This window comes from Nonomuraea diastatica (genome assembly GCF_004349015.1).
Lineage (GTDB): Bacteria > Actinomycetota > Actinomycetes > Streptosporangiales > Streptosporangiaceae > Nonomuraea > Nonomuraea diastatica.
The window spans coordinates 1-26,459 of sequence record NZ_SMKP01000154.1 but is presented as its reverse complement, the minus strand read 5'-3'; the positions used below and the strand labels follow the sequence as shown (position 1 = coordinate 26,459).

26 protein-coding genes and 1 pseudogene are annotated in these 26,459 nt (G+C 69.9%); 7 read left to right on the top strand and 20 right to left on the bottom strand.

Annotation, left to right across the window (positions count from 1 at the left end):
• Positions 1-250, top strand: a 250-nt coding sequence (locus E1294_RS38500; RefSeq protein WP_181958616.1) for an SAM-dependent methyltransferase, incomplete at its 5' end; no start/stop codon positions are given.
• A 16-nt stretch (positions 251-266) separates the two neighbouring features.
• On the opposite strand, the gene E1294_RS38495 is transcribed toward E1294_RS38500, so the two are convergent.
• From E1294_RS38495 to E1294_RS38485, 3 genes are all read right to left on the bottom strand, one after another.
• Complete coding sequence (locus E1294_RS38495) at positions 267-647, bottom strand: NUDIX domain-containing protein (RefSeq protein WP_132515907.1); 381 nt, start codon at positions 645-647, stop codon at positions 267-269.
• A 285-nt stretch (positions 648-932) separates the two neighbouring features.
• The gene (locus E1294_RS38490; RefSeq protein ID WP_132515906.1) at positions 933-1,310 is read right to left on the bottom strand and encodes a YchJ family protein; all 378 of its coding nucleotides are present in this window, start codon (positions 1,308-1,310) and stop codon (positions 933-935) included.
• A 27-nt stretch (positions 1,311-1,337) separates the two neighbouring features.
• Positions 1,338-2,189: an NAD-dependent protein deacetylase gene (locus E1294_RS38485; RefSeq protein ID WP_132515912.1), complete on the bottom strand. Its 852-nt coding sequence runs from the start codon at positions 2,187-2,189 to the stop codon at positions 1,338-1,340.
• A gap of 166 nt (positions 2,190-2,355) precedes the next feature.
• On the opposite strand from E1294_RS38485, the gene E1294_RS38480 reads away from it, so the two are divergent.
• The 4 genes from E1294_RS38480 (at position 2,356) to E1294_RS38465 (ending at position 7,975) form a co-directional block, all read left to right on the top strand.
• On the top strand, positions 2,356-3,630 hold the full coding sequence (locus tag E1294_RS38480) for a PP2C family protein-serine/threonine phosphatase (protein WP_246083602.1): 1,275 nt from the start codon (positions 2,356-2,358) through the stop codon (positions 3,628-3,630).
• A gap of 59 nt (positions 3,631-3,689) precedes the next feature.
• Positions 3,690-4,853: a pyridoxal phosphate-dependent aminotransferase gene (locus E1294_RS38475; RefSeq protein ID WP_220448165.1), complete on the top strand. Its 1,164-nt coding sequence runs from the start codon at positions 3,690-3,692 to the stop codon at positions 4,851-4,853.
• Between the two features lie 112 nt (positions 4,854-4,965).
• Positions 4,966-7,269 (top strand): ATP-binding cassette domain-containing protein, encoded by a 2,304-nt coding sequence (locus E1294_RS38470; protein ID WP_132515905.1) that lies wholly within the window; start codon positions 4,966-4,968, stop codon positions 7,267-7,269.
• Between the two features lie 40 nt (positions 7,270-7,309).
• Entirely contained in the window at positions 7,310-7,975 is a 666-nt protein-coding gene (locus E1294_RS38465) for a hypothetical protein (RefSeq protein WP_132515904.1), read from the top strand.
• Between the two features lie 18 nt (positions 7,976-7,993).
• Here E1294_RS38465 and E1294_RS38460 read toward each other — a convergent pair whose 3' ends face one another.
• The 4 genes and pseudogenes from E1294_RS38460 to E1294_RS58395 all read right to left on the bottom strand — a co-directional run.
• On the bottom strand, positions 7,994-8,887 hold the full coding sequence (locus E1294_RS38460; protein WP_132515903.1) for a hypothetical protein: 894 nt from the start codon (positions 8,885-8,887) through the stop codon (positions 7,994-7,996).
• Between the two features lie 31 nt (positions 8,888-8,918).
• Positions 8,919-9,296, bottom strand: a complete 378-nt coding sequence (locus E1294_RS58405; RefSeq protein WP_425465249.1) for a hypothetical protein — start codon at positions 9,294-9,296, stop codon at positions 8,919-8,921.
• The gene (locus E1294_RS58400) at positions 9,280-9,456 is read right to left on the bottom strand and encodes a pentapeptide repeat-containing protein (RefSeq protein ID WP_425465248.1); all 177 of its coding nucleotides are present in this window, start codon (positions 9,454-9,456) and stop codon (positions 9,280-9,282) included. The genes E1294_RS58405 and E1294_RS58400 overlap by 17 nt, the downstream gene beginning before the upstream one ends.
• A 65-nt stretch (positions 9,457-9,521) precedes the next feature.
• Positions 9,522-9,887 (bottom strand): annotated as a pseudogene (locus E1294_RS58395) (LD-carboxypeptidase); the annotation flags it as partial.
• 88 nt (positions 9,888-9,975) lie between these two features.
• Here E1294_RS58395 and E1294_RS38450 point away from each other — a divergent pair.
• Complete coding sequence (locus E1294_RS38450; protein WP_132515901.1) at positions 9,976-10,863, top strand: sulfotransferase family protein; 888 nt, start codon at positions 9,976-9,978, stop codon at positions 10,861-10,863.
• On the opposite strand, the gene E1294_RS38445 is transcribed toward E1294_RS38450, so the two are convergent.
• The 13 genes from E1294_RS38445 to E1294_RS38390 all read right to left on the bottom strand — a co-directional run bounded on the left by E1294_RS38445 (position 10,832) and on the right by E1294_RS38390 (position 25,388).
• Positions 10,832-12,721 carry an ABC transporter ATP-binding protein gene (locus tag E1294_RS38445; RefSeq protein WP_132515900.1) on the bottom strand — a complete coding sequence of 630 codons (1,890 nt, stop codon included), beginning with the start codon at positions 12,719-12,721 and terminating at the stop codon, positions 10,832-10,834. The two genes, E1294_RS38450 and E1294_RS38445, sit on opposite strands and share 32 nt — an antisense overlap.
• Before the next feature lie 122 nt (positions 12,722-12,843).
• A complete protein-coding gene (locus E1294_RS38440) occupies positions 12,844-13,665 on the bottom strand; it encodes an enoyl-CoA hydratase/isomerase family protein (RefSeq protein ID WP_132515899.1) in 822 nt (273 codons plus the stop codon).
• A gap of 147 nt (positions 13,666-13,812) precedes the next feature.
• Positions 13,813-14,028 carry a helix-turn-helix domain-containing protein gene (locus tag E1294_RS38435; RefSeq protein WP_125642298.1) on the bottom strand — a complete coding sequence of 72 codons (216 nt, stop codon included), beginning with the start codon at positions 14,026-14,028 and terminating at the stop codon, positions 13,813-13,815.
• Positions 14,029-14,141: 113 nt separating this feature from the next.
• Positions 14,142-15,740, bottom strand: coding sequence for an ABC-F family ATP-binding cassette domain-containing protein (locus E1294_RS38430; protein WP_132515898.1), 1,599 nt, complete (start codon positions 15,738-15,740; stop codon positions 14,142-14,144).
• Positions 15,741-15,864: 124 nt separating this feature from the next.
• Complete coding sequence (locus E1294_RS38425; RefSeq protein WP_132515897.1) at positions 15,865-18,456, bottom strand: exo-rhamnogalacturonan lyase family protein; 2,592 nt, start codon at positions 18,454-18,456, stop codon at positions 15,865-15,867.
• The gene (locus E1294_RS57530) at positions 18,453-18,581 is read right to left on the bottom strand and encodes a hypothetical protein (protein WP_281284575.1); all 129 of its coding nucleotides are present in this window, start codon (positions 18,579-18,581) and stop codon (positions 18,453-18,455) included. The genes E1294_RS38425 and E1294_RS57530 overlap by 4 nt, the downstream gene beginning before the upstream one ends.
• Before the next feature lie 76 nt (positions 18,582-18,657).
• Positions 18,658-19,533, bottom strand: coding sequence for a carbohydrate ABC transporter permease (locus E1294_RS38420; protein ID WP_132515896.1), 876 nt, complete (start codon positions 19,531-19,533; stop codon positions 18,658-18,660).
• 7 nt (positions 19,534-19,540) lie between these two features.
• Positions 19,541-20,503, bottom strand: coding sequence for an ABC transporter permease (locus E1294_RS38415; RefSeq protein WP_132515895.1), 963 nt, complete (start codon positions 20,501-20,503; stop codon positions 19,541-19,543).
• Between the two features lie 51 nt (positions 20,504-20,554).
• On the bottom strand, positions 20,555-21,985 hold the full coding sequence (locus E1294_RS38410) for an extracellular solute-binding protein (protein WP_220448164.1): 1,431 nt from the start codon (positions 21,983-21,985) through the stop codon (positions 20,555-20,557).
• A 119-nt stretch (positions 21,986-22,104) separates the two neighbouring features.
• Positions 22,105-22,674: a YesL family protein gene (locus E1294_RS38405; protein ID WP_246083601.1), complete on the bottom strand. Its 570-nt coding sequence runs from the start codon at positions 22,672-22,674 to the stop codon at positions 22,105-22,107.
• Positions 22,675-22,855: 181 nt separating this feature from the next.
• On the bottom strand, positions 22,856-23,512 hold the full coding sequence (locus E1294_RS38400) for a DUF1961 family protein (RefSeq protein ID WP_132515893.1): 657 nt from the start codon (positions 23,510-23,512) through the stop codon (positions 22,856-22,858).
• Positions 23,513-23,609: 97 nt separating this feature from the next.
• Positions 23,610-24,638, bottom strand: coding sequence for a LacI family DNA-binding transcriptional regulator (locus E1294_RS38395; protein ID WP_132515892.1), 1,029 nt, complete (start codon positions 24,636-24,638; stop codon positions 23,610-23,612).
• Positions 24,639-24,806: 168 nt separating this feature from the next.
• Positions 24,807-25,388, bottom strand: a complete 582-nt coding sequence (locus E1294_RS38390) for a TetR/AcrR family transcriptional regulator (RefSeq protein ID WP_132515891.1) — start codon at positions 25,386-25,388, stop codon at positions 24,807-24,809.
• Positions 25,389-25,474: 86 nt separating this feature from the next.
• Here E1294_RS38390 and E1294_RS38385 point away from each other — a divergent pair, with 86 nt between their 5' ends.
• Positions 25,475-26,311: an NAD(P)H-binding protein gene (locus tag E1294_RS38385; RefSeq protein ID WP_246083600.1), complete on the top strand. Its 837-nt coding sequence runs from the start codon at positions 25,475-25,477 to the stop codon at positions 26,309-26,311.
• Positions 26,312-26,459: the final 148 nt, after the last annotated feature.

Sequence of the window (26,459 nt, the reverse complement as noted above, 5' to 3'; positions counted from 1 at the left end):
CTTCTGCAACCCGGGCCCCACCCTCCCTGAGGTCTCCGAGCAGGCGCTCGCCGCCGAGCGGATCTTCAACGAAACCCTGGGCACCGGCCGCTGGCGCACCCGCGAGGAGATCCTCGCCTGCTTCGACGGCCTCGACATGCTGGAACCGGGCCTCGTACCCCTGCCCGAGTGGCGCCCGGACACCGACGACCAGTCGGAGCCGGGCATCACGTACCACACCTTCATCGGAGCGGTGGCCCGCAAGCCCTGACACGATCCGCCGCCTATCACCGTCGGCGCGCATCTCTGCGAGCATCCGGTCGCAGAACGTGCTCACTGGTCACGGGCGACCGCGAGGACCCCAGGAAGACGGCTCCGACGAAGTGCCGTAGTGAACCGCTGGGATAGCGGTGGAGCTGGGTCGCCGGGTCGCCGTAGATGCCGAGCAGGCCGTCGATGCGGGCCTCCCACCCGGTCTCCTCCCTGCACTCGCGGAGCGCGGCCTCGCTCCATGACTCGCCCGGCTCCAGCCCAACGCCCGGGATGCCCCACGTGGCGTCCTCCGCACGCCGCAGCAGCAGGATGCGACCGCCGGCATCGCGCAGCACGACGCCGGCGGTGACCCTGACGGTGAGTCCGGCCGTGTCGCCGAGCTCCGTGCTCTCCATGCGGGAGGATCCTCCGCGTTGACGGTCGTGATGCGTTCGCGCGCACCCGGACCCAGGACGCGATCGCCTCTCGCGACTCTACCCGCGCGAGCGCAGCCCGGCCCGCATGCCAAGGCCGCTCATCCCGCAGAACAGGACACCCAGCGGCAACCGCCCCGGCCTGTTCGCGCGGCCCATGTGATTGCCAAAGTGCCTGACATAGACGACTGATTGCCCTGCCGATTGGCTGGATGCGGCCATCGAGTCCCTGGGCCGAATCGCTCGGAATCCCGAGATTTCGCGGCTCTACAGTGCGCCCGCGTACACCCAGCGGCCGTCATAGCGGACGAACCGGCTGTGCTCCTCCTGCTCCCCCACCCGCCCGCGCTCGACGTAGTGGGCGCGGAAGCGCACCGTACCCTCGGCGTGCACGACGCTGCCGCCGGTGCTCTCCAGCACCTCCAGCCGCACCCAGCGCATCTTCCTGTCGGGCCCGAGGCGGGCCGGGCGGGCGGAGGGATGCCAGGTGCGCAGCAGATACGCCTCGTCGCCCTTCGCGAACGCGCTGAACCTCGACCGCATGAGCTGCTCGGCGGTGGCGGCGGCCGCCTCGCCCCGGTGGAACCTGCCGCAGCAGTCCTGGTAGGGGGTGGGCAGGCCGCAGGGGCAGGAACGAGGAGCCATGCGCTCCATTGTGCCGCCGTCGCGCTGCTACCTCGCCCGAGTGATCTCCCCGAGTTGTACGGTGAGACCGGACAACGTCGCGCCCAGCGGGGCGTCCACGGTGAGGGCTGCGTCGGCGTCACCGCCGGTCGGGCCCTGGTTGACGATGGCGATCGGGATGCCGAGCTCGGCGGCCCTGGTGACGAACCGCAGCCCCGACCTGACCTTGAGCGACGAGCCGAGCACGAGCAGCGCCCGCGCCCCCGCCACCATGGCGAAGCACTCGTCGACGCGGGGCCGCGGCACGTTCTCGCCGAAGAACACCACGTCGGGCTTGAGCAGCCCGCCGCACCCCGTGCAGTCGACCACGTGGAACCCGGCCACCTGCGCGTCGGTGAGCACGGCGTCGCCGTCGGGGTTGATCGCGCCGGAGGCGGCCCACCCCGCGTTGGCCTCGCGCAACCGGCGTTCCAGCTCGGCGCGGGAGCTGCGCTCCCGGCAGGTCAGGCAGACGACCCGCTCGAGCCCTCCGTGCAACTCGATCACCCGCAGCGCGCCCGCCGCCTGGTGCAGCCCGTCGACGTTCTGGGTGACGATGCCGGCCAGCAGGCCGCGCCGCTCCAGCTCGGCCACGGCCCGGTGCCCGGCGTTGGGCCGCGCGTCGCCGATCTGCCGCCAGCCGACGTGGCTGCGCGCCCAGTAGCGCCGCCGCGCCTCCGCACTGCCGACGAACTTCTGGTAGGTCATCGGCTCGGCGCGGCGGGAGCGGCCCGTCGGCCCGCGGTAGTCGGGGATGCCCGACTCCGTGGACAGGCCGGCGCCGCTGAGCACCGCCACCCCGCCCTGGGAGACCAGCCCGGCCAGCTCCTCGAGCTTCGTGGTCGTCGTCACACCCTCCATGGTGCCCGAACCCGCACCATGCCTCACCCGCCGGGACGGCCGGCGGGCCCGCCCCCCGAACCCGGGCGCGGACTTCCTGCCCGGCTTCCCGTGCGTGTGCCGTTCCACCGCCAGACTCCGTACGAAACGGGCCTGGGCGGGCGGCGACGCCAGAAGGTGACGAGACATGCACGGTAAGCTACCGACCGCCACCGACGACACCGGGAGACGACAGTGCCTGGCCGTTCCACATTTCCTCCCCGCCATGATCCACGCCGTAGGTCCCGGACGAGGGACGGTCGTGGCGCGTGAAAGGCGGCGGCGCGGCCGGCCCAGGCTCCCGACGCCGACGTACGTCGCGGGCCTGCTGCTGGTCACGGCCGCAGTCATCGCGCTGGACGCCGGCACCGGCACGGCGGTGCGGCTGTTCCCGTTGCTGATCTTCCTGCCGGCGATCGTCTCGGGGCTCGGCACGGTGCGGCAGACGATCGGCGCGTCGGCGTGGGTGCTGCTGGCGGTGACGGGCACCACCTACTTCCTGGGCGCGGAGCTGGACGACAGCCTGATGGCGGCCGGCTTCACGGCGCTGTTCGGGGTGCTGAGCGTGGTCGGGTGCCGCTACCGGGTGCGGCGCGAGGAGGAGGTCGACCGGCTGCGTTCGTCGGCCTCCGCCCTGCAGCGCCTGATCGTGCGCCCACTGCCGCTGCGCACCGGTGACGTGGAGGTCGACGGCCTCTACCAGCCGGCGACGGAGGACACGCTGGTCGGCGGCGACATGTACGAAGTGGCCGCGACCCGTGACGGCGTGCGGGTGCTGATCGCGGACGTGCAGGGCAAGGGCCTGCCGGCGATCGGCACGGCGCTGGTCGTGCTCGGCTCGTTCAGGGAGGCCGCCTACCGCGAGGCCACGCTCGCCGGCGTGGTGGACGCGCTGGAGAAGTCCGTGGTCAGGCAGAACACGTTCGCCGCCCAGACCGGGGAACGCGAGCGGTTCGTCACCGCGCTGGTGCTCGACATCGGCCGCGACGCGGAGGTCGAGGCCATCAACTGCGGGCACCTGGCGCCGTACGTCATCCGTGACGGCGACGCCGGCCGGGTGTCCCTGGGCGAGCCCGCCGTGCCCCTCGGTCTGGCCGCGCTGACGGCCGAGCCGCGGACGGTGTCGCGCTTCGCGTTCCCACCTGGCGCGACGCTGCTGCTGTGCACGGACGGCGTCACCGAGGCGCGCGACCCCGGCGGCGCGTTCTACCCGCTCGGGCGGCGCCTGCGCGCGTGGGCCGCCGACCCGCCCGCCAGGCTCGCACAGGCGGTGGGCGCGGACCTGCAGGAGTTCACCGGCGGAGCGCCGCGCGACGACGTCGCCATCCTCACCCTGCGCAGAGCCGGGCCCAGGAGCGGGCCCGAGAGCATACACGCAAGCGGGCACGGGACCGAGCGGGGCACGGCGTCCCCCGACACGTGAACCAGCCCGGCGATCGGCGCGTACCTCCTCACATCGGACACGTGTTCCATGGAGGTGTCGTGGAGCTCAGCCTCTTGCGGGCACAGGCGCACAGCCCGTCGTACTTCTCCCTCATGCGCGGCTCGGCCGGAGAGCGCGCGCCGGTGGACTTCTGCATCCCGTGCAACCCGTATTTCCCGACGCCCGAGATCTTCGAGCATCTCGGGAGGAACCTGGAGACGATTCTCAAGTTCTATCCAAGCGACGCGAACACCATCGCCGAGGAGCTCTGCTCCGCCCTCGGCCTCCACCCCAAGACGGTCGCCATGGGCAACGGGTCGACGGAGCTGATCACCTGGATCGACCACCTCCTGGTGCGCGAGAGCCTGGCCGTGCCGATCCCCACGTTCGGCCGCTGGACGGACCAGCCGCTGGAGACGGGCAAGCGGGTGGACATGTACCCGCTGCTGGAGAGCCGCAACTTCGCGCTCGACGTGAGCGACTACGTCTCGTTCGTCCGTACGCGCGGCTCCCGGGTGGCGGTGATCTGCAACCCCAACAACCCCGACGGGGGGTACCTGCCCAAGCACGAGGTCCTGCGGCTCCTCGACGAGCTGATCGACCTGGACCTGGTGATCGTGGACGAGTCGTTCGGCGAGTTCGTGGACGCCGAGCCGTACCCTGGCGTGGCCGCCGAGGCCGCCGTCAGACCGAACGTGATCGTGCTGCGCAGCCTGGGCAAGAACTTCGGCCTGCACGGGATCCGCTTCGGCTATATGGTCGCCAATCCGGCGCTGGCGGGGCGGGTGCGCGACGCGCTGCCCAAGTGGAACCTCAACTCGTTCGCCGAGGTCGTGGTGTTCATGATGCGGCAGTTCTGGCCCGAATACCAGGACGGCCTCAAGCGGCTCGGCAATGACAGGCGGGCGATGTTCCAGCAGCTCAGCACCATGCCGGGGCTGTCGGTGTTCGCGTCACAGGGCAACTTCCTGCTGGTGAAGCTGCCGCCGGGCCACGACGGGGTGCCGTTGCGCGACCACCTGCTCACCGAGCACGGCGTGTACGTCAGGGAGTGCGGCAACAAGCTCGGCACGACCAGTCAGTTCCTGCGCCTGGTCGTGCGGCCGCAGGAGGACGTGCGGCGGCTGCTGATCGGCATGACGCAGTTCCTGTACTCGGGCAGCCTGCACGAGATCCCGGTCATCGGGCTCCACCACCGGCACGTCAACCCGCTGTCCGCCTGACTTTCCGGGAGCGCCCGCCTCCGGGGGCGGACGCGAACGGCCGGCCGCCGTTGTAAGCTGTCCCAGCTATCCCCTTACAGCATAAACAGTCGGCCGACGATGGAAGGGTTCCGTGCTCCCCAGCCAGCAGGCAAGCGCCGTCCAGCATCGCGATCACACCGCCGCTGACAGCCACGACCACATCCAGGTCCGTGGCGCCAGGGAGAACAACCTCAAGGGCGTCTCCCTCGACATCCCCAAGCGGCGTCTCACCGTCTTCACCGGAGTGTCGGGCTCCGGCAAGTCCTCGCTCGTCTTCGACACGATCGCCGCCGAGTCCCGGCGGCTGATCGACGAGACGTACACCGCGTTCATCCAGGCCTTCATGCCGAGCCTGGCCCGCCCCGACGTCGACGCGCTGCACAACCTGAGCGCGGCGATCATCGTCGACCAGGAGCGCATGGGCGCCAACGCTCGTTCGACCGTGGGCACGGCCACCGACACGCACACCATGCTGCGCATCCTCTTCAGCCGGCTCGGCGAGCCGCACGCCGGTTCGGCCAGCGCCTTCAGCTTCAACATGGCCGAGGGCATGTGCCCCGAGTGCGAGGGGCTGGGCAAGGCCTCCGACATCGACGTGGACGAACTGGTCGACAGGGAGCTGTCGCTGAACGACGGCGCCATCAAGGCCCCCGGCTACGCGGTCGACAGCTGGCCATGGCAGGTCGTGGCCGGATCCGGCCTGTTCGACCCCGCCGTCAAGCTGAGAGACTTCACCCCCGAGCAGTGGGAGGACCTCCTCCACAAGCCGCCCACCAAGCTCAAGTACGGCACCAGCAACTTCACCTACGAGGGTCTCGTCACCCGGGTCAGGCGCGCCTACCTCGCCAAGGACCGCGAGTCGATGCAGCCGTCGGCGCGGGCGTTCGCCGACCGGGCGGTCAAGCTGATCCGCTGCCCGTCCTGCGCGGGCTCCCGGCTGAACGAGGCCGCCCTCTCCTGCCGGATCGACGGCAGGAACATCGCCGAGTGCTCGGCCATGCAGATCAACGACCTGGCCGCCTTCGTCCGCGGCATCGGCGGCCAGGCCGTCGGCCCGGTCCTGGACGGCCTGCTCTCCACACTCGACTCGCTGGTCGAGATCGGTCTCGGCTATCTCAGCCTCGACCGCGAGTCGTCCACGCTGTCGGGCGGCGAGGCGCAGCGCGTCAAGATGGTGCGCCACCTCAACTCCAGCCTGACCGACGTCACCTACGTCTTCGACGAGCCGACGGCCGGCCTGCACCCGCACGACATCGAACGGATGAACAACCTCCTGCTCCAGCTGCGCGACAAGGGCAACACGGTGCTCGTCGTCGAGCACAAGCCGGAGACCATCGCCATCGCCGACCACGTCGTCGACCTCGGCCCCGGCGCCGGCGCGACCGGCGGGCAGCTCTGCTACGACGGCGACCTCGACGGGTTGCGCGCCTCCGGCACGCTGACCGGCCGCTACCTCGACCACCGGGTGCGCCTGCGCGAGGAGGTCCGCAGGCCGTCCGGGCAGCTGCCGATCAGGAACGCCACCCTGCACAACCTGCGCGACGTGAGCGTGGACGTGCCGCTGGGCGTGCTGACCGTGATCACCGGCGTGGCCGGGTCGGGCAAGAGCTCGCTGATCCACGGCTACGTCGCGGGCCGCGACGGCGTGGTGGTGGCCGACCAGTCGCCGATCCGCGGCTCGCGCAGGAGCAACCCGGCCACGTACACGGGGGTGCTCGACCCGATCCGCGCGGCGTTCGCCAAGGCCAACGGCGTCAAGCCGGGCCTGTTCAGCGCCAACTCGGCGGGCGCCTGCCCGAAGTGCAAGGGCATCGGGCTCATCTACACCGACCTGGCGATGATGGCCGAGGTGGCATCGGTGTGCGAGGAGTGCGAGGGCAAGCGGTTCACGCCGGAGGTGCTGACGTACACGCTGCGGGGCAAGAACATCAGCGAGGTGCTCGCCATGCCGGTGGCCGAGGCCCGCGACTTCTTCGCTACCGGCCAGGCCCGCACGATCCTCGACCGGCTGGCCTCGGTCGGCCTCGGCTACATCGGGCTCGGGCAGCCGCTGACCACGCTGTCGGGCGGCGAGCGGCAGCGGCTCAAGCTGGCCATCAACATGGCCAGGAACGGCAGCACGTACGTGCTGGACGAGCCCACCACGGGGCTGCACCTGGCGGACGTGGACCAGCTCCTCGCCCTGCTCGACCGCCTGGTGGACGACGGCAACACGGTCATCGTGATCGAGCACCACCAGGCCGTCATGGCCCACGCCGACTGGATCATCGACCTGGGCCCGGGAGCCGGTCACGACGGCGGTCAGGTCGTGTTCTCCGGGACCCCTGACGAGCTGGTCGCCACCGGATCCTCGCTCACCGCGCTGCACCTGCGCGACTACGTGGACCGTCCGTAGCGCGTCCGGGCCCGCCCCGGGCGGGCCCGGAGGGGGATGAATGCGACCTGACCGGCCCGGCGAGGGCGCCCGCGTGGCGGAGCCGCGCGGGCGGCTCCGGCATGTCTACTGGATCGGCGGCGGGAGCGGCGGCGGCAAGTCGACCGTCGCCCGCCGCCTCGCGGACCGGCACGGCCTGCGCCTGTACGCCACCGACGACGTGATGCCGGATCACGCCGCCAGGAGCACGCCCGGCGAGTGCCCGCACCTGCACGCGTTCATGGCCATGGACATGGACGAGCGGTGGGTGAACCGGTCCCCCGAGACCATGCTGGAGACGTTCCACTGGTTCCGGGGTGAGGGCTTCAACCTGATCGTCGAGGACCTCCTGCGGCTTCCCGCCGAACCTGCCGTGATCGCCGAGGGCTTCCGGCTGCTGCCGCACCTGGTGAAGCCCATGCTGGCCATGGCGCGTCACGCTGTCTGGCTGATCCCGGCGCCGGAGTTCCGCCAGGCCGCGTTCCGCGGCCGGGGCTCGCTGTGGCAGATCGCCGGGAGGACGGGCGATCCGGAGAGGGCACTGCGCAACCTGCTCGAACGCGACCGGCTGTTCACGGAACGCCTCGCCGGGGAGGCGCGCCGGCTCGGGCTCGCCGTCATCGAGGTCGACGGCACGATGACCGAGGACGACCTGGCCGATCGCGTGACGGCGGCGTTCGGGCTCTGAACGCCTGGGAGGAGGGCGTCAGACGGCCAGGCGGGCCAGGACCTCGGCGAACTCCGGCGGCGGCGCCACGACGAGGCGGGCGTGGCCGCTCTGCAGCACGATGTCGGCCTTGATGAGCGTCAGCGCTCCCCGGTGCCACCAGTAGACCTGCGCGCTGAGCCCGTCGGTGCGGGCCGCGTGCACCCGCAGCCGCTCGATGGCCCGCACCACCCCGATCCCGTCGACCGGATGGACGAGAAGGGTGTACGGGTCGGGCAGCACCACGAGCGCCCCGTCGGCGGGCACGGGCAGGTAGGAGCCCAGCCACCGCAGATGCGTGGCCGCGGCGGGGGTGGCCGCGGTCAGGCGCGTCACCGGCGTGCCCGACAGCTCGATCCTCTCGGCCAGCAGCCGCTCCTCGCGCCGCACGTTGGCCACGGCCAGGTCGAGGGCCCGCGCCGGCGGCACGGGCCAGCAGCCCGCCTCCTCGGGGCGCACGGCCCGCGTGCCGATGGTGAGCAGCTCCACGAGGTCGGCGTTGAGGTGGCGGCCCACCACGCGGGTCAGGTCGCTCACCTCGTCGACGGACTCCACCCTGGTGCGCATCAGCGGCTTGGCCTGCTCCAGGTCGCAGACGTCGAGCCGGTCGCCGGCGGTGGCGACGGCGTGCGCGAGGTGCTCGGAGACCAGCATCGGCCAGTCTTCCCTGGCTCTGCGCGCGGCCTCGCGCCGCAGCCCGGTGAGCCGGACGACCAGGTGCTCGCTCCCCCCGGTGGCCAAGCCCGCGGCGCTCGCCAGCCTCACGGAGCCTCCGTCGCGGGCGAACTCGAAGGAGTATCCGAGGGATTCCGCGACGAGCGCGAGCAGGGAGTCGAGGTCGACGTCCTCGACCGGGCGGCGCGAGGGTTCGCGGTCGCGCCCGAACAAATTCACGCGCCGTGTCCCTTCTGTCGGTTTCGTCCCTCTACCTTGCCTGCTCCTCCTCGCCGATCCGACCAGCCAGGGAGCACGATTCGGTATCGATAACACCAAGCGCTCCCAGCCACACGCTCATCTGTGGCGACCCGTGACCCACGGGCAACCCCGCCACCACGGGCACCCCCAGCGGCGCCAGGCGCTCGCGCAGCACCGGATAGGGGTCGCCGCAGTCGACCCACGAGCCGAGCGCGATGCCCCGCACACCGTCGAACGCCCCCGCCTGCGACAACTGCGTCAGCATGCGGTCGATGCGGTAGGGCTCCTCGGTCACGTCTTCCAGAAAGGCGATCTTGCCCTGGAACGACGGCTGCCACCGGGTGCCGCACATGGAAGCCAGCAGCGACAGGTTACCGCCGGACAACACGCCCTCGGCCCGCCCCGGCGCCAGCACCCGGTCGCCGTGCACCTCGTAGTCGTGTGCCCCGGAGTCGTGTGCCCCGGAGTCGTGTGCCCCGGAGTCGTGTGCCCCGGAGTCGTGTGCAGGGCCGCCCGCGCCGAACAGCGCCGCCTGCAGGCTCTCCCAGCTCTGCGGCTCCGGCCGCTTCTCGTCGGCCATGATCTGGGAGGCGGGCATCGGCCCGTGCAGGGTCGGCACGCCCAGCTCGACGGCGAACGCGTTGTGCAGCGCAGTGATGTCGCTGGACCCGACGAGCACCTTGCGGCCCGCCGCCCGCATGGCGTTCCAGTCGAGCCGGTCGAGCAGCCGCGCGGCGCCGTAGCCGCCCCGGCAGCAGAACACCGCGGAGACGGCCGGGTCGCACCAGGCCGCCTGCAGGTCGGCGGCCCTGGCCGCGTCGCTGCCCGCGAGGTAGTCGAGCTCCTGACGGTCGAGCGCGTGCGCGCCGATCACCACCTTCAGCCCGAGGCCTTCCAGGCGCTCGACGCCGCGCCTGAGCATCACGGCGTTGGGCGGGCCTGACGGCGAGACGATCGCGACGGTGTCACCTGGCTGCATCGACCAACTCCTTACATGCCTGCTCCGGTGAGCACCGATGCGGCACTGGCTCGTTCACGTGCCAAACGGTGCCACACTTACCTGTCGTATGCGACTTCCGCCCCACATCCTCGTGGTCAACGGCATCAAGGTCCGCCGGCCGGTCTTCCTGCTCGGAGCCCCGCATTCCGGCACGGATCTCCTCGCCCGCGCCCTGAAACGATCCCCTGGCTTCCACGTGACGATGGGCCGCGCGAGCGTGGCGCACGTGGTGTACGCCTTCGCCCGCAAACCGTCGCTCGCCGCCACGTCCGGCGCCGTGCGCGTCATGCGTGACGCCCTTGCCGAGTCGTGGCAGGTGCTGCCCCGGTCGTGCGGCCAGTGCGCCGAGCCGTGCAGGGAGGCGGGCGGCGTCATCGGCACCGGCCCCTGCGTGAGTACCGGCGACGTCACCCGGTTCGGCGACGGCAGCCCCGACCTGCTCTACAGCGTCCCCGTGCTGCTCCAGGCGTTCCCCGACGCCCGGTTCGTGCAGCTCATCCGCGACGGCAGGGACGCCGTGGCCGGCATGCTGGCCGATCCGGCGTGCCTGGCCTGGTTCAAGCCTGCGATGCTGACGGGCCAGACCGAGTTCCCCAACGCGTTCTTCGGCGTCAGCAAGGACGAGCACCTCGGCCGGTGGCGCGACATGCCGGCCGCGGGCAAGAGCGCGCTGCGCTGGCGCAGCGCCGTGCGGATCAGCGCCGAGCTGCGCAGGACACTGCCCGAGGAGCAGCTCCTGACGCTGCGCTACGAGGACCTCGTGCTCAGGCCGCCGCAGTCGGTGGCCACGCTCACGGAGTTCCTGGAGTCGCGGGTGTCCAAGGTCGTCCTGTACGACCCCGGCGTCCCCAAGCCCGGCGCCTACGAGTCCCGGCTCAGGCACGACGACGTCAAGCTGGTGGAGAAGGTCGCGCGTGAGGAGCTCAAGCGGCTGGGCTACCTGAAGAAGAGGTGAACTGGGTGCGGTAGAGCTCGGCGTAGAGCCCGTCGCGCGCCAGCAGCTCGTCGTGCCGGCCGCGCTCGGCGATGCGGCCGTCGTGGACGACGAGGATCTCGTCGGCCTCCCTGATCGTCGACAGCCGGTGCGCGATGACCAGCGACGTGCGGCCCTCCAGCGCGGTCTTCAGCGCCACCTGCACCGCCGCCTCCGACTCGGAGTCGAGGTGGGCGGTGGCCTCGTCGAGCACCACCACCCGCGGCGCCTTGAGCAGCAGCCTGGCCAGCGCGAGGCGCTGCTTCTCGCCACCGGACAGCCGGTAGCCGCGATCGCCCACGACCGTCTCCAGCCTGTCGGGCAGGCCCTCCACGAGGTCGCCTATCTGCGCGGCCCTGAGAGCGTCCCAGATCTCCTCGTCGCTCGCCCCCGGCCTGGCATAGCGGAGGTTGGCTGCGATCGTGTCATGGAAGAGATGAGCGTCCTGCATGACCACCCCCACGGTGTCGCGCAGGGAGCCGAGCGTGGCGTCGCGCACGTCGAGCCCGTTGATCCTGACCGCGCCCTCGTCGACGTCGTAGAGGCGGGAGACCAGCGAGGTCATCGTCGTCTTGCCGGCGCCCGAGTGGCCGACGAGGGCGATCAGCTGCCCCGGCTCGGCCCGGAACGAGACGCCCTTCAGCACCGGATGGGACGGGCCGGAGTCCTGCCGGGCCACCGACTCCAGCGAGGCCAGCGAGACCTCCTCGGCGGCCGGATAGCGGAAGCGCACGTCATCGAACTCGATCGTCACCGGCCCCTCGGGCACCGGCACGGCGCCGGGGCGCTGCGCCACCATGGGCTCGAGATCGAGGATCTCGAAGACCCGGTCGAAGCTCACGAGGGCCGTCATCACGTCCACGTGCACGTTGGACAGCGACGTCAGCGGGCCGTACAGGCGCATCAGGAGCGCGGCCAGGGCCACCAGCGTGCCCAGCTCGAAGACTTCCGCGACGGACAGCACGCCGCCGATGCCGTACACGAGGGCGGTGGCCAGCGCGGCCACGAGCCCGAGGGCGACCCTGAACACGGTGCCGTACATGCCGACGGTCACGCCCACGTCGCGGACCCTGGCGGCCCGGCTGCCGAACACCTCGGCGTCGTCCTCCGGCCGGCCGTAGAGCTTGGCGACCGTCGCGCCCGCCACGTTGAACCGCTCGGTGGTGACCGAGCTCATCTCGGCGTCGAGCTGCATCTGCTCCCGGGTCAGCGCGGACATGCGGCGGCCCACGAACTTGGCGGGGACGATGAAGATCGGCAGCAGCACCAGCGCGACCAGGGTGACCTGCCACGACAGGACCAGCATCGCGCCCAGCACCAGGATCAGGCTGACCACGTTGGAGACCACGGACGACAGCGTGCTCGTCAGCGCCCGCTGGGCGCCGATCACGTCGGTGTTGAGCCTGCTGACCAGCGCGCCGGTCTGGGCCCTCATGAAGAACGCCACCGGCATGCGCTGCACGTGGTCGAACACCTCGGTGCGCAGGTCGAAGATCAGGCCCTCGCCGATGCGCGCCGAGAACCACCGCTGCACCAGCGTCAGACCGGCGTCGACCACCGCCAGCACGGCGATCGCCACGGCCAGCCCGACCACGACGCCGGTCCGCTTGGGCAGGATGCCGTCGTCGATGATCGCCTTCATCAGCAGCGGGTTGGCGATCACGATCACCGCGCCCAGCACAACGAGCACGAGGAACGCCACGATCTGCCTGGTGTGAGGCCTGGCGTAGCGCGCGATGCGCCGCACGGTGCCGGGCCGCAGCCGCTGCCTGGTCACCGAGTCGTCGCGCCGCAGGGACGCCATCACACCGGGGCCGAAGCCCCCGCCCATCATCGCCATTCGCGGTCCTCCCCCCCGGCACAGCGCCACCATGGCGCACGAGGATTCCCGAGTCAGCTCACCGCGAAATCCCGGGGCCTTCCGCAGGGTCCGCCCGCCACCCCTGCCCTGGTGGCCTCACGTCAGCCGAAGAGGGCTTTGAGCCGGGCGGACTGCTCAGCTCCCTCGGCTGCGCACTGCTCCTCCAGGGAACGGCCCTGCGCCCCCTGGAGGAGTCGCTTGGTCGCGGCGGCCGCGTCCCGGTTGACGGCGAGCAGCTCCGCGATCTTGTCTTGTACGGCCTGGTCGAGGTCGCTTGCTGCGACCACGTTCTCCGCGAGGCCGATCCGCACGGCCTCGTCCGCGTGCACCACCCTGGCCGTCAGGCACAGGTCTTTCGCCTTGGCCAGGCCCACCAGCTCGACCAGGGGCTTGGTGCCGGTCAGGTCGGGCACGAGACCCAGCGCGGCCTCTTTCATGCAGAACGCGACGTCGTCGGCGACGATCCGCAGATCGCAGGCGAGCGCCAGTTGAAACCCAGCGCCGATCGCGTGCCCCCGCACGGCGGCGATGGAAACGATCTCCGGGCGGCGCAGCCACAGGTATCCCGCCTGAGCCTGCTGCAAGCGCTGCTCGAAGGTGGCGGCGTCAGCAGCGGCCGCCGAGCTGAACGAGCCCTGTCCGGGCACCCCCTCTGGTGTGAACATTCGCAGGTCGATTCCTGCCGAGAAGGACGGTCCCTCACCTTTCACGACGACGACGCGCACCTGCTCGGGCAGGCTCTCGCCGATGCGAGCCAGTGCCGACCATGTCGCGAACGTCATGGCGTTGCGCCTTTCCGGCCGGTCCAGCGTGATCGTCGCTATCTCACCGTCCACCTCGAATCGGAGCCTGCCGTCCGCCGGATTCCCGGCTGAGGCGTCCTCCGCATACCCCCCGCGCTGTTGCGCCCGCGCTTCCGCCATCGCTCGCTCCTCGTGTCCCGGCCGCGCACAGGGTGCGCCGCAGAGTGCTGACCGTCGCGCCCGAGCCTACAGAATGTCGTTCTGGCCCGGGCGCGACGTCGGCTGTCAAGGGACGAGCGGCTGCGGTCGCACGTTCCGAGGCGGCCGTCAGCGCTTGGACTTGCCCCGGGTCGCCCCGCCGCGCCCGCGCAGAGTCACGCCGGACTCGCTAAGGATGCGGTGGATGAACCCGTAGGACCGGCCGGTAGAAGCGGCCAGGGCGCGGATGCTCTCGCCCTGGGCGTAGCGCTTCTTGAGATCGCCGGCCAGTTTTTCCCGGTCGGCCCCGGTGACCCGGGTGCCCTTCTTCAGTGTCTCGGCCACGAGTACCTCCTGTAGTGCCGGACTTCCGCAGCGTTACTCCGCCATGATCAGTCATTTCAGCGGGATCGGCTACCTACTCCACGGGAAAAGATCCGTACCCACTCAAATTAAGATCAGGCAAGTGCCACAAGATCGGAAAATTCGTCGCTCCATGCGTCTTCAGTTCCGTCAGGCAGCAAGATCACCCTATCCGGTGACAGGGCGTCAACGGCACCCTCGTCATGTGTGACTAGGACGATTGCCCCTGAATAGGACCTTAGAGCGTTGAGAACCTGCTCGCGGCTGACCGGATCGAGGTTGTTCGTCGGCTCGTCGAGAAGCAGCACATTGGCGCTCGAAAGCACCAGGATGGCCAGGGCTAGCCGGGTCTTCTCGCCGCCGGAGAGCACCCCGGCCGGCTTGTCGGCGTCGTCTCCCGAGAACAGGAACGACCCGAGCACCTTGCGCAACTCGGTGTCGGTGAACTGGCCACCGGCTGAGCGCATGTTCTCCAGGAGCGTGCGATCGTTGTCGAGGGTCTCGTGCTCCTGGGCGTAATAGCCGATCTTGAGGCCGTGACCGGGCCTGACCTCGCCGGTGTCGGGCTTTTCTATGCCGCCGAGCAGGCGGAGCAGCGTGGTCTTGCCCGCGCCGTTGAGGCCCAGGATGACGACCCTGTGGCCTCGGTCGATGGCCACGTTGACGTCGGTGAAGACCTCGAGCGAGCCGTACGACTTCGACAGCCCTTCGGCCGTGAGCGGGGTGCGCCCGCACGGTTGCGGCTCGGGAAAGCGCAGCCTGGCCACCTTGTCGCTCTGGCGCTCCTCCTCCGTGCCCGCCAGGAGCCGGTGCGCGCGCCGCATCATGTCCTGGGCGGCCTTGGCCTTGGTGGCCTTGGCGCGCATCTTGTCGGCCTGCGCCAGCAGCGCGCCCGCCTGCTTCTCCGCGTTGGCCCGCTCCCGCTTCCTGCGCTTCTCGTCGGTCTCACGCTGGGCGAGGTAGGCCTTCCAGCCCACGTTGTAGTGGTCGATCACCGAACGGTTGGCGTCGAGGTGCAGGACCTTGTTGACCGTGGCTTCAAGAAGGCCGACGTCGTGGCTGATGATCACCAAGCCGCCTTGATGAGATCGCAAAAAATCACGAAGCCACCCGATTGAGTCGGCATCTAGGTGGTTTGTCGGCTCGTCGAGAAGGAGAGTTTCCGCTCCGCTGAAAAGAATTCTCGCCAATTCAACGCGCCTGCGCTGGCCCCCGGAAAGCGTTTGCAGAGGCTGGGTGAGCACTCTGTCGGGCAGGCCGAGGCTGGAGGCGATGGAGGCGGCCTCCGACTCGGCCGCGTAGCCGCCGAGCACGTGCATCTGATCGTCGAGGCGGCCGTACTGCTTCACCGCCCGCTCGCGCGTGCGGTCGTCGGCGGAGGACATGCCGAGCTCGGCCTCGCGCAGCTTGCGCAGCACCTCGTCGAGCCCGCGCGCCGACAGGATGCGGTCGCGGGCCAGCACCTGCAGGTCGCCGGTGCGCGGGTCCTGAGGGAGGTAGCCGACGCTCCCGGACCTGGTGACGGCACCGGACGCGGGCAACCCCTCGCCCGCCAGCACCTTGGTCAGGGTCGTCTTGCCCGCGCCGTTGCGGCCGACGAGCCCGATCTTGTCGCCGGGATTGACCCGGAACGTGGCTTTCTCGATGAGCAGCCGCGCGCCCGCGCGCAGCTCGATATCACTGGCGATGATCATGATGGCGGAACACTCCCGAGCTAGGAAACGAGGGTTGGGGCGTGCGACGCCGATCAATCGGGAGCATGCATACCGATCAGTGTAGGGCCCCCGCCGGGGCCCCATTCCTGGTTGATCCTCCGCGTCAGTCCTCCGCCAGCTGCTCTCCGATCAGGGCCAGGTTGCAGATCGCGGCCAGACCGTACTGCGCCGCGCTGTTGGTGGACACGAACGGCGCCTCGCGCACCGGCGACGGCACCTCGGGACCGTCGACCAGCGTCAGCTCCCAGTTCTCCTGGTGCTGCAGCGGGTTGCGGTTGAGCTGGTCGCCCTCCCCGAGACGGAACTTGCGCCACGCCCACGCGGCCAGCCCGGCGTCGCCGGTACGCGCCGCCGCGTACGCGGTGAGCCTGCTGTGCGCCTGGATCAGCGAGATCCCGCTCAGCCGCCGGCCCACCTCTGCCTCCTGCTGCTCGGGGGTGGCGAGATAGAGGCGGCAGTACTCCAGCCACGCCTCCTCGAAGCCCGGCACGCCGAGGTCGAGCGCGATGAGCTCCGCGCACATCTCCGGCAGCCCGAACAACGACGACAGGTGCGAGACGGAGATCTGGTCCCGCGAGGTGTCGAGGCGGCCCGTCTCCAGGTTCAGCCGGCCCTCGCCGGTCAGGAACCGGCGCGGCATCGCCCCGATGTCGGCCATCGTGCCCAGCAGCCGGTCCCTGGCCCGCTCGTCGCCGTGCCGCTCCCACCGGGTCAGCCACGCCGCCGCCAGCGACCCCCAGTCCGTGCCCAGGCCGACCGACAACCCGGCCGGGTCGGGGGCGTAGACGTCCTCGCGCACCTTGCGCGTGGGGTCGATCGCCAGGAACGTCTCCTCCGGCGTGCTCAGCTCGTCCATGAGGTCGCCGGTGCGCTCGTCGGCGGTCAGGTAGTAGTAGAAGCGGCGGTAGGCGGCGTTGGAGATGCGCAGCTGCTTGCAGCTGCAGCCCCAGTGCTGCACGTTGTGCCGGCTGCCCAGGCCCTTCCACCTGCCGAGATGATAGACGTCGACCTCGCCCGTGTGGCGGGTCATGGCCTCGGCGAAGCGGAAGACGTCGGCCCGTCCCGTGCGCAGATACTGCAGCCACAACCACAGGTCGGGTGACAGCTCGGAGTTGTCCCAGGCGTAGCCGCCCACGTCGTAACGCCAGGTGTGCCGGTCGGGATCGTAGGTGTGCATGACGTCGCCGTAGTCCCAGAACCCGTACCACCTGCGCTGCTCGCGCTCGCGCACGTACAGGTCGAACAGGAAGTCCAGGCGGTCCTCGATCCGGGCGCGCGCGGGCGTCGAGCGGTCGGGCAGTCCCCAGACGCCGAACACGCCGGCCTGCTTGATCCGCTCCGGGGAGACGCCCAGCAGGCCGGGCTCGTTCATGGCGGCGGCGTGCGCGGCCAGGTCGGCGGCGCAGGGCGTGGCGTCGTGGACGCGCAGGGTCAGCTCGTGCGTACGCGCCACGCCGTGGGCGTCGCCGAAGCCCGGCTCGTAGTCCTCGTACGTGATCTCCAGGCCCTCGAGCTGCTCGGCGAACGTGTCCTGGCCCATGCCGTCGTGGTAGAAGCGCAGGTCCATGGCCGGCGCGGACGGCGACCACAACCAGACGGTGGCGGTGGCCAGGCCGGTGGCGGCGTTCCTGATGTCGAGGCGGGTGGGGTGCAAGCGCCAGAAGTCGCGCAGCCCGAACCCGAGACCGCCGCTGACGCCGCCGACGTAGCCGTAGCCGCCCGAGCGCGTCCCCGAGGGGATCGTCACCCACGCGTGGCCCTCCGCGGTGCGTTTGCGCAGCGTGTAGCCGTCGGCCGAGCTCTGGTCGAGGGTGTAGTCGTTCCAGGCGGGGATGAGGTGCAGCCGGCCGGCCACGTCGGGGGCGATCTCCCCGGCGGGCCTGCCCTCCACCTGCGCCCGGCGTACGTGCTCGCCGGGGTCGCGGCGCAGGCCGGTCAGGCCGCGCACCGCCTCGGTGAGGAATCCCGTCGTGGCGTTCTGAGGTCCGGCCAGCCGTACGTGCCTGTCGTGGAGCTGATCGCGCATGACCACGTCGGCGCGCAGGCCGAGCCCGGCCAGGAAGTCCCGCTCCGGGTCGCCGTCGTAGACGAACGTGTGCATGATCCGCACCTGCTCGGCGCCGGCGGAGAAGTACAGGCGCACGGTGAACGGCAGCCAGTCGCCGTGCCGGCCCTCCAGCCGCACGACGGCGCGCAGGGGGCCGTCCTGCTCGACGGTGACGCTCTCGACGACGCTCTCGCCCCGCTCGCGGGCCACGGCGCCGCCCTCGTCGGGGGTGGGCTCACCCTGCCGGAGGCTGACCAGGCGGACGTTCCTGGCGATCTCGCGGCTCCCGCGCGAGATCGAGCGGGCGACCGTCCCGCCGCCGAGCTGCCAGGTGACCACGCCCGTGCTCACGACCAGCCGGCCGCGCTCGCGTGTGACCGTGACGGCCGTCCCGGGCGCGACGGGCTCACGGCCCGGTTCCAGCCGGTACGCCCGCGCGACGTCCTGCTGCGCGCCGATGGCGTGGGCCGACCACTTGACCGACCCGTCGGGCCAGGTGGCGGTCACCCAGCTCTGCACGGGCACCTCGCGGCCCGCGTCGTCGGCCAGGGCGAACGGCGCGTCCCGCGCCACCGTGCCGCGCGGCCACGGGACCCCCCAGGTCGTTCCCTCCTCACCCGGCCGGTCCAGCCAGCGAAGCTCGGTCATGTGATCTCCTTCGGTCGCTCGGCGACGATCGCGGCCACCTCGCCGGCCACCCCGTCGGTGTAGAGCGGATGCGTCCTGAGCGGGAAGTGCGTGAGTTGCCCGCGTAGGCGCCCGGCTGGGTCCACCCCAACAGGGGCGGCTCGACGGCGGGCCACGATGTCACCGTCGAGTCCCGGGCCCCGGGCCGGCAGGCCATGCGCGTCATTCCTTGACCGACCCGATCAGCACACCCTTGACGAAGTGCTTCTGCAGGAACGGGTAGAAGCAGAGGATCGGCAGCGTGGCGATGACCACGACGGCGAACTTCAGCCCCTGGGTGGGGAAGAACACCGTCTCCAGGGCCGACAGCGCGTTCTGCGCGTCCGCGCCGGTGAGCTGACGGACCAACACCTGGAGCGTCCACTTGCTGGAGTCGTCGATGTAGAGCAGCGGCGACATGTAGTCGTTCCAGATGCCCACGGCGTAGAACAGCGAGAACGTCGCGATGATCGGCTTGGACAGCGGCAGCACAATCCTGAAGAAGACGCCCATCTCGGTGCAGCCGTCGATGCGTGCCGCCTCCTCCAGCGCCTCGGGCAACTCCTGGAAGAAGCTCTTGACGATGATCAGGTAGAAGGGGTTGATCGCGAGCGGCAGGATCAGCGCCCAGTAGCTGTTGAGCAGCCCCAGGTCGCGGACGACGAGAAAGGTGGGGATGATGCCGCCGCTGAACACCACCGTGAAGATCACCAGATTGAGCACCAGGGCACGGCCTGGCAGGTACCGCTTGGCCAGCGGGTAGGCCATGGTGAATGTGAGCGCGAGCTGGACGACCGTGCCGACGAGCGTCACCCCGATGGTCGTGAGCAGCGCCCTGATGAACACGTCGGTGGCGAAGATGTACTCGTAGGTGTCGGTGACGAACTTCTCCGGCCACAGGAAGAACGTCCGCGAGGCGATCTCCGACTCGGAAGCGAACGACCCGGCCAGGACGTACAGCAGGGGTAGGAGCGTGATCAGCCCCAGCCCGACGAGGACGGCGACGTTGATCGCGTCGAAGACACGGCTGCCCACAGAGCGGTATTGGTTGACGGACATGGCGCTCCTAGAACAGACCACGCTGGCCGAGGCGCTTGGCCAGCCAGTTGGAACCAAAGATCAACAGGACTCCCGCAACGCCCTTGAACAGGCCGACGGCGGTGGCGTAGCTGAACGCGCCCTGGTTGATGCCGACATAGAAGACGAAGGTGTCGAAGACGTCGGCGGTACTGCGGTTCAGATTGTTGGTCATGAGCCAGATCTGCTCGAAGCTCATGTCGAGCAGGTTGCCGGACATGAGAATGGCCATGACAACGATCGTCGGGCGAATCGCCGGAAGCGTGACATGCCACAGCTGCCGCCACCGTCCCGCGCCGTCCATCCTGGCCGCCTCGTACAGCTCATGGTTCACCCCAGCCAGCGCCGCCAAATAGATGATCGTGGTCCATCCGGTGGTCTTCCAGAGCGTCTGCAGGATGATGATCGGCCGGAACCACTCCGGCTGCGCCACGTAGTCGACCTTCTGCCCGCCCAGGATCTCGTGGATCCAGCCCGCGAGGACGCCGTAGTCGACGGAGAACAGGATGTACGTCAGCGACGCGACGATCGTCCAGGACAGGAAGTGCGGAATGTAGATCAGTGACTGCACCGAGCGCTTGAGGATGTTGATCCGCAGCTCGTTCAGCATCAGCGCCACGATGATCGGCGCCGGGAAGACGAAGACGATGTTCAGCAGCGCCAGGAACAGCGTGTTGTACATCAAGCGGCCGAAGTCGGGCCCGGTGAACAGGTTCACGAAGTGCTTGAAGCCCACCCACTCGCTGCCGTTGTACCCAAGGAACGGCACGAAGTCCTGGAAGGCGATCTGCAGCCCGCGCATCGGGACGTACTTGAAGACCAAGAAGTACGCCAGCCCGGGGATGAGCATCAGGTACAGCCATCGGTAGCGCCACAGCCTGCGGGCTTTGTTGGGCGTGCGCCCAGCTACCTTGGCCGCCTTGACCGGTGGCGGCGCCAGGTCGGTGGCCACTCGGCCTCCTTTCTAGGGGAGGGGCCCGCTGCGGGCCCCTCCCGGGTCACATCACTGGCCGAGCTTGGAGACCAGGTCGTTGGTCTCCTGGGCGATCTGCGTGCCGCCGCCGTCGTACCAGCGCTTGACCTCGGCCTTCAGCTGCTCCTCGGTGAGCTGGCCGGCGAGGTACTTGACCCGCGCATCGGTGACGATCGGGTTGAGCGTCGCCCCCTTGGCCACGAGAGTCGGCGAGATGACGGGCAGGCTCGGGTCCCACACGGCCGTCTTCAGGTCCTCGGCCACGCGCTCCTTGCGCTCGGCCAGGTCCTTCCGGTACGGCGCCTCCGGCGGGACTCGCTCGTAGGCGATGCCGCCGGTGCCTGTGCTGGCCTGGGTGCCGAGCTGAATGAACGCCTTGTCGACGTCGTCCTGGAGCTGCTTGACCTTGGGATCGTCCTGATTGATCAGTACTGCCACGCCGTCCTCGACCTTGAAGTTGCGCCCCTCGATGCCGTTGGAGAGCAGGATCTGGCCCTCCTTGCTGGCCAGCTTGTCGAGGGTCTTCAGGAGTTCGTCGAGCTGGGCCTCGGTCCGCACCCGCTGCTTGGAGACGGCCAGGATGTCCTTGTAGCCGCTGAACGGCAGGGAGAACTTCTTGCCGTCGGGACGGGAGAGATTACCCACCGTAAGAACCTTGTCGCCGTATGTCTTCGGGTCCTGCTCCTTGAGCAGGTCGAGCAACTGCGTTGTACGGACGTCGACGTCGATGATGATGCCGCCCTTATCCTGAACGAACGGGTCGTTCCACTTGGCGGTGTCAAGGGTGTTCCAGTCGGGGTTGACCAAGCCCTCGTCGATCATCTTCTTCATGAAGCGGTTCGCCTCGAAGAACTCCGGCGTGTCAAACTCCGGCACCAGCTTGCCGTCGCGTTCGCCCCAGTTGTTCGGAGCGCCGAACCAGACGTCGATCACGTTGAACGGGCTGGAGGCTGCAAAGGTGGTACCCGGCCACTTTGGGATGATGAGGCCGTAGGTGTCGTTCTTGCCGTCGCCGTCCGGGTCCTTCTTGGTGAACGCCTTGGCGATCTCGTAGAGGTCGTCGGTGGTCTTGGGTGCCTCCAGGCCGACCTCCTTCAGCCAGTCCTTGCGGATCATGACCGCGGAGCGGAGCTGCGGCCTGATGCGGTAGGGGCCGAAGACCTTGCCGTTGATCGAGGAGTTGAGCAGGACCTTGGGGTCACCGACCAGGTTGGGGTACTTCTTGATCTTCTCGGTGAGATCCCAGAATGCTCCGGCCTCCGCGGCCCTCCCGAACGCGGGCGACTTGGGGTCGACCACCATGACGTCGGGGATGTCGTCGGAGGCCAGCGTGACGTTGACCTTCTCCTGGTAGTCCGCGTTCGGCACCCAGGTGACCTTGATCTTTTTGCCGAGGAACTTCTCGACCGCCTGGTGCAGTTCGCCCTGAGGGCTGGGGGCGGTGCCGTACAGCTGGGTCATGAAGGTGATGGTGTCGGCCTGGTTCGACTCGCCACCACCGCCGGTGCCGGAGCAGGCGGATGCCAGCAGGGCGGTCGTTAGCGTTAACGCCCCGGCCATAAGCCGGCTACGCGATGCGCTCATTGGTTCCCTTTCGAATGCAGGCGTGCCTCGTTCTCCTCGAAGAAGCGCAGGCAGAGCCACGTGTTGACATAGATCCACGAGCCGATGCTGATCAGCGGTGCGAGAAAGGGCGCCGTCATGGTCACGTAGACGATCGCCCAGAGCACGCACAGCAGCAGCACGGTGGAGGCCGGCCGGGTCAACGAGAGAAGCGACGCCTTCGGGATGTAACCCCAGAGCGGCAGCTCGTAGTGCGCGTACAGCGGCCCGATGTACGCCCCGACAGCGGCCAATACGAGCAGCGCCGTGAACGTTGCGATCCGCAGCGCGCCCGATCCCGGACCTTGCACGATGAAGTACAGGTAGTTGCCGATCAGCACGGTGGCGAGCACCGCGACGGGGAGGATCAGCAGCGAGGCGCGGACGAACTCCCGCCGGTAGACGCTCCAGAAGTCCCCCCAATGAATCGATTCACCCCGAGCGTGGCGACGTGCGACGCTGTACGCGGCCACGGTGGCGGGCCCGAGTCCGAGGACCACGCCGCCGAGGAGGGTGAAGGCGATCCACATCAGGTTCAGCCTGGCCACCCAGAAGACCTCTGAGCAGACCGCTTGAACCTTCATTGACATGGCTGGATGGCTCATCCCGCAGCACCTTCTGACGGCGTGTGCGCGGACACGGGGGCGGAGTGTTGCGCCGTGGTTCCCCGCCGTTACAGGAGGGTGAACCCCGGTGGTGTTGCGAAATTAGTGTTGAATCGACTCAATGTCAATGACGCGAAATCCGGAGATTTCCGTACTCACCGATGAGCGGGGCCATCTGCCGGAACCCGATTTTGCCTCCTGCCAGGGCAGGCCCGCCCACGGCACCGTCGTCCGCCCAGCGGAACGAGACCAAATCGTTGACCGAGAACGTGACCTCACCGCCACGCACGTCGATGCGCATCGCGTACGGGCCGTCGGCGTCGAGCACCGACGGCAGCGGGTCGGGCCCCTGCGCGACCAGGTGGAACCCGTGGCTCTTCCGCAGGTTGCAGGTGTGCAGGGCGCGCTCCGACGCCCACATGCGGCGGAAGTAGGAGACGTGATAGGCGTCGATGTCGCCGTGGTGGTACTGCTCGTAGGGGCCGGTGCGGGCGGCCAGGCCGGGGTCGAAGAGGTCGGCGCCGTTCCTGCCCCTGGCGTGGAAGAACATGATGGCCAGGCCCGGCTCCCTGATCGGCAGGAAGTCCCACTCGATCCGCACGTCGGCGGGAAGGTCCGCGGGGCACCACAACACGACGTTGGCCGCCTGGCCGTCGGACGGCGGCCTGCGGCTCTCCAGACGCATCCGGCCCTGGGGGAAGGACGTGGCCCCGTCACCCTCCATGCGGAAGCCCGCCAGGTCCTCCGGGCGGGCCAGGGCGTTGCGGTAGAGCTCGGTCAAGGAGGACTCCTTCCGGGGTCGCGTACCGAGTGCCGGGACGCTCCCGTACGGGACGCGCGGCGGCGGGCGCCAGAGCCCGGCCGCCGGATGAAACGGTTCAGGGTTGAGGGCGATAGGGCGCGCTGGACTCGCGGATCACCAGGTCGGGCTGGAAGATGACCTGCCGGTGCCGGTGCTGCTCGGGCTCGGCCACCTCTTCGAGCAATAAGTCGATGGCCGTGCGCCCCAGCAGCTCGCGCGGCTGCCGCACCGAGGACAGCGGCACCGCGGCCGCCGCGGCGAAGTCGATGTCGTCATAGCCGATGATGGCCAGGTCGTCGGGCACGCGCAGGCCGTGCGTGGCCATCGCCTGGAGCAGGCCGAGTGCCATCATGTCGTTGGCGCAGAAGGCCGCCGTGGGGCGCTCGGCGGCCGGCAGCTCCGCCATGCGCTCGCCGATGGCCCGCCCGTCGGCGACGGTCAGCGTGGGAGCGGTGGCGGTGAGCAGCTCGACGTCGCCGTCTCCGCCGGCGGCGGCCACCGCCCCGGCCACGCCCGCGTGCCGGTCGGCCACCTGTTTGACCGACATCGGCCCGCCGACGAACATGATGCGCCGGTGCCCACGCTCGATGAGGTGCGCGCCGGCGATCTGCCCGCCCAGCCGGTCATCGACCGCCACCGAGCACTGCAGCCCGGTGGCCGGGCTGTCGACCAGCACCACGGGAGTGCCCCGGGCGGCCAGCTCCTCCAGCCAGGGCGTCTCCGCCTCGACGGGGGTGATCAGGATGCCCATCACCCGCTGCTGTTCGAGCTGGTCGAGGTGGCGGCGCTCGCGACCGGCGTCACCGGCGCTGTTGCACAACACCACCATCGTGTCGTGGTCGTCGGCCACCGACTCGGCGCCCTGGGCCACGTCCACGAAGAACGGGTTGGCCACGTCGAGCACGACGAGCCCGACCGTGCGGCTGCGGCCCACCCGCAGGTGGCGGGCCACCTCGTTGCGGACGAACCCCAATTTTTTGATCGCTTCGAAGACGCGTTCGCGGGTGGCGGGCGACACGATCTCCGGACGGTTGAGCACATTGCTCACCGTGCCCACCGAGACGCGCGCCAGCTGCGCGACCTCCTTGATGTTCCTGGTCGCCATCGATCCTCACGAGGCCGTGCCGCTGTAAGTCGTGCATGAGCCGCTACTCGGAGGTGGTCCGCGGACGCGGCCACCGTGCAGAAACCGCTGCGTGTCGGCGGGACGGCCGGACGCCGCCCACCGTGAACCCGGCCATCATAGCGGCAATCAAGATTGGATTGAATCGTATCAACCGGGTGGAGCATGCGTGGCCGCAGTGGCCTTCATGCCGTCGAGCATCAGACGCAGGTATCTCCCGGGGTCGGCGGCCACCGGCTCCGGCAGCGTACCGGGATGGCAGGTGAAGACGTTGAGCAGGTGGATCAGGTCGTCGACGCCGACGTCCGTGCGCATCGAGCCCTCGGCCTGCGCCCTGCTCACGAGGCCGCCGAGTTGCCGTACCCACTGCTCGCGCGCCCGCGCGAACTCGGCACGGTCCACGATCGTCTCCTGCGGCAGCTCGGCCAGCGCCGTGGCCAGCGCGGCCCTGCCGGGCTCCGCCGCCCAGGAGACGAAGTCTCGGACCGCGCTCCAGGCGTCCCGCGTGCGCCGCGTGGCCTCGTCCAGTGCCTGCGCCATCGTGTGCACGTAGTGATCGCCCACGGCCACGATCAGGGCGTTGCGATCGGGGAAACGGCGGTAGAGCGTGCCGACCCCGACTCCGGCGCGCCTGGCCACGGCCTCCATGGGGGCACCGACGCCACGCTCGGCCATGACCTCGGCCGCCGCAGCGACGATCTTGTCCAGGTTCCGCCTGGCGTCCGCGCGCACACGCACTCCCTTAAGTGGACGATGCGATTCCGCATAGTGTACCGTCCCCCCGTAACCGGAATTCTGCATTCCACTTAGCGGAGGTCATGGTGATCGTGGTGACCGGGGCCACCGGCTCCATCGGACGGGCGCTCACCGAGCGGCTGACGAGCTCAGGCGGGCACGACGTGCTCGCCGTGGTCCGGCGGCCCGCCGCCCACCTGGGCTGCGACCACGCGCTCGGCGACTTCGACGAGCCGGAGACGATCGGCCGGCTGCTGTCACCGGGCGACCGCCTGTTCCTCAACAGCTCGCTCTGGCCGGGCTTCACCCGCGCCCACCGAGCGGTGATCGACCTGGCCGCCCGCGCGGGCGTGGCGCAAGTGGTGACCGTGTCCGTACGGGGCGCCACACCCGGCGCGAAGCTGGGTGGCGGCATGCACGGGGAGGTCGACGCGCACCTGAGGACATCGGGCGTGCCCTGGTCCATCCTCCAGCCGACCGGCTTCATGCAGAACCTGCCGCGCGATGTCCGGGATGGCCGCCTCTACGGCTCGTACGGACCCGGACTGGTCAACTACATCGACACGAGGGACATCGCCGAGGTGGCGGCCACCCTGCTGACCCGCCCGGTGGGGGCGGACGGCGACCACGTCCTCACCGGCCCGGAGTCGCTGTCGCACGACCGGATCGCCGAGCTGATCAGCGCTGTCCTCGGGCGCCCGGTCCGCTATGTGGACCTGCCGGTCCCGGAGATGACCGCACACCTGGAGCGTCAGGGCGTCACCCAGCCGCTGGCCGGCGACCTGGCCGCGCTGATGGCCGAGACGGGCGACGGACGCTGGGCGACGGCAACGACGACCGTCGAGGACCTCGCCGGCCGCCCGCCCCGAGCCCTGTCCACCTTCCTCTCCGAGCACGTCCACGCCTTCGACGCGGCCTGACCCCTCACCTCTTCCCACCACCGGGTCAGCGTCGAGGCCCTCATCGCTCGGCGCCCTCTCGACAATGGTGCGACGAACCATCACCCAGCGGCCCCGCACCGAGCGGCGCACCCGCACGGTTGGACGCGTCGTGGGGTCCGGGCGGGTG

Coding starts and splice junctions, on each gene's coding strand:
- E1294_RS38425 (WP_132515897.1), bottom strand. CDS start 18,456: ATGACCGAGCTTCGCTGGCTGGACCGGCCGGGTGAGGAGGGAACGACC.
- E1294_RS38480 (WP_246083602.1), top strand. CDS start 2,356: ATGCACGGTAAGCTACCGACCGCCACCGACGACACCGGGAGACGACAG.
- E1294_RS38420 (WP_132515896.1), bottom strand. CDS start 19,533: ATGTCCGTCAACCAATACCGCTCTGTGGGCAGCCGTGTCTTCGACGCG.
- E1294_RS38485 (WP_132515912.1), bottom strand. CDS start 2,189: ATGGAGGGTGTGACGACGACCACGAAGCTCGAGGAGCTGGCCGGGCTG.
- E1294_RS38395 (WP_132515892.1), bottom strand. CDS start 24,638: ATGGCGACCAGGAACATCAAGGAGGTCGCGCAGCTGGCGCGCGTCTCG.
- E1294_RS38490 (WP_132515906.1), bottom strand. CDS start 1,310: ATGGCTCCTCGTTCCTGCCCCTGCGGCCTGCCCACCCCCTACCAGGAC.
- E1294_RS38465 (WP_132515904.1), top strand. CDS start 7,310: ATGCGACCTGACCGGCCCGGCGAGGGCGCCCGCGTGGCGGAGCCGCGC.
- E1294_RS38410 (WP_220448164.1), bottom strand. CDS start 21,985: ATGACCCAGCTGTACGGCACCGCCCCCAGCCCTCAGGGCGAACTGCAC.
- E1294_RS38440 (WP_132515899.1), bottom strand. CDS start 13,665: ATGGCGGAAGCGCGGGCGCAACAGCGCGGGGGGTATGCGGAGGACGCC.
- E1294_RS38495 (WP_132515907.1), bottom strand. CDS start 647: ATGGAGAGCACGGAGCTCGGCGACACGGCCGGACTCACCGTCAGGGTC.
- E1294_RS38445 (WP_132515900.1), bottom strand. CDS start 12,721: ATGGCGATGATGGGCGGGGGCTTCGGCCCCGGTGTGATGGCGTCCCTG.
- E1294_RS38385 (WP_246083600.1), top strand. CDS start 25,475: ATGGTGATCGTGGTGACCGGGGCCACCGGCTCCATCGGACGGGCGCTC.
- E1294_RS38430 (WP_132515898.1), bottom strand. CDS start 15,740: ATGATCATCGCCAGTGATATCGAGCTGCGCGCGGGCGCGCGGCTGCTC.
- E1294_RS38450 (WP_132515901.1), top strand. CDS start 9,976: ATGCGACTTCCGCCCCACATCCTCGTGGTCAACGGCATCAAGGTCCGC.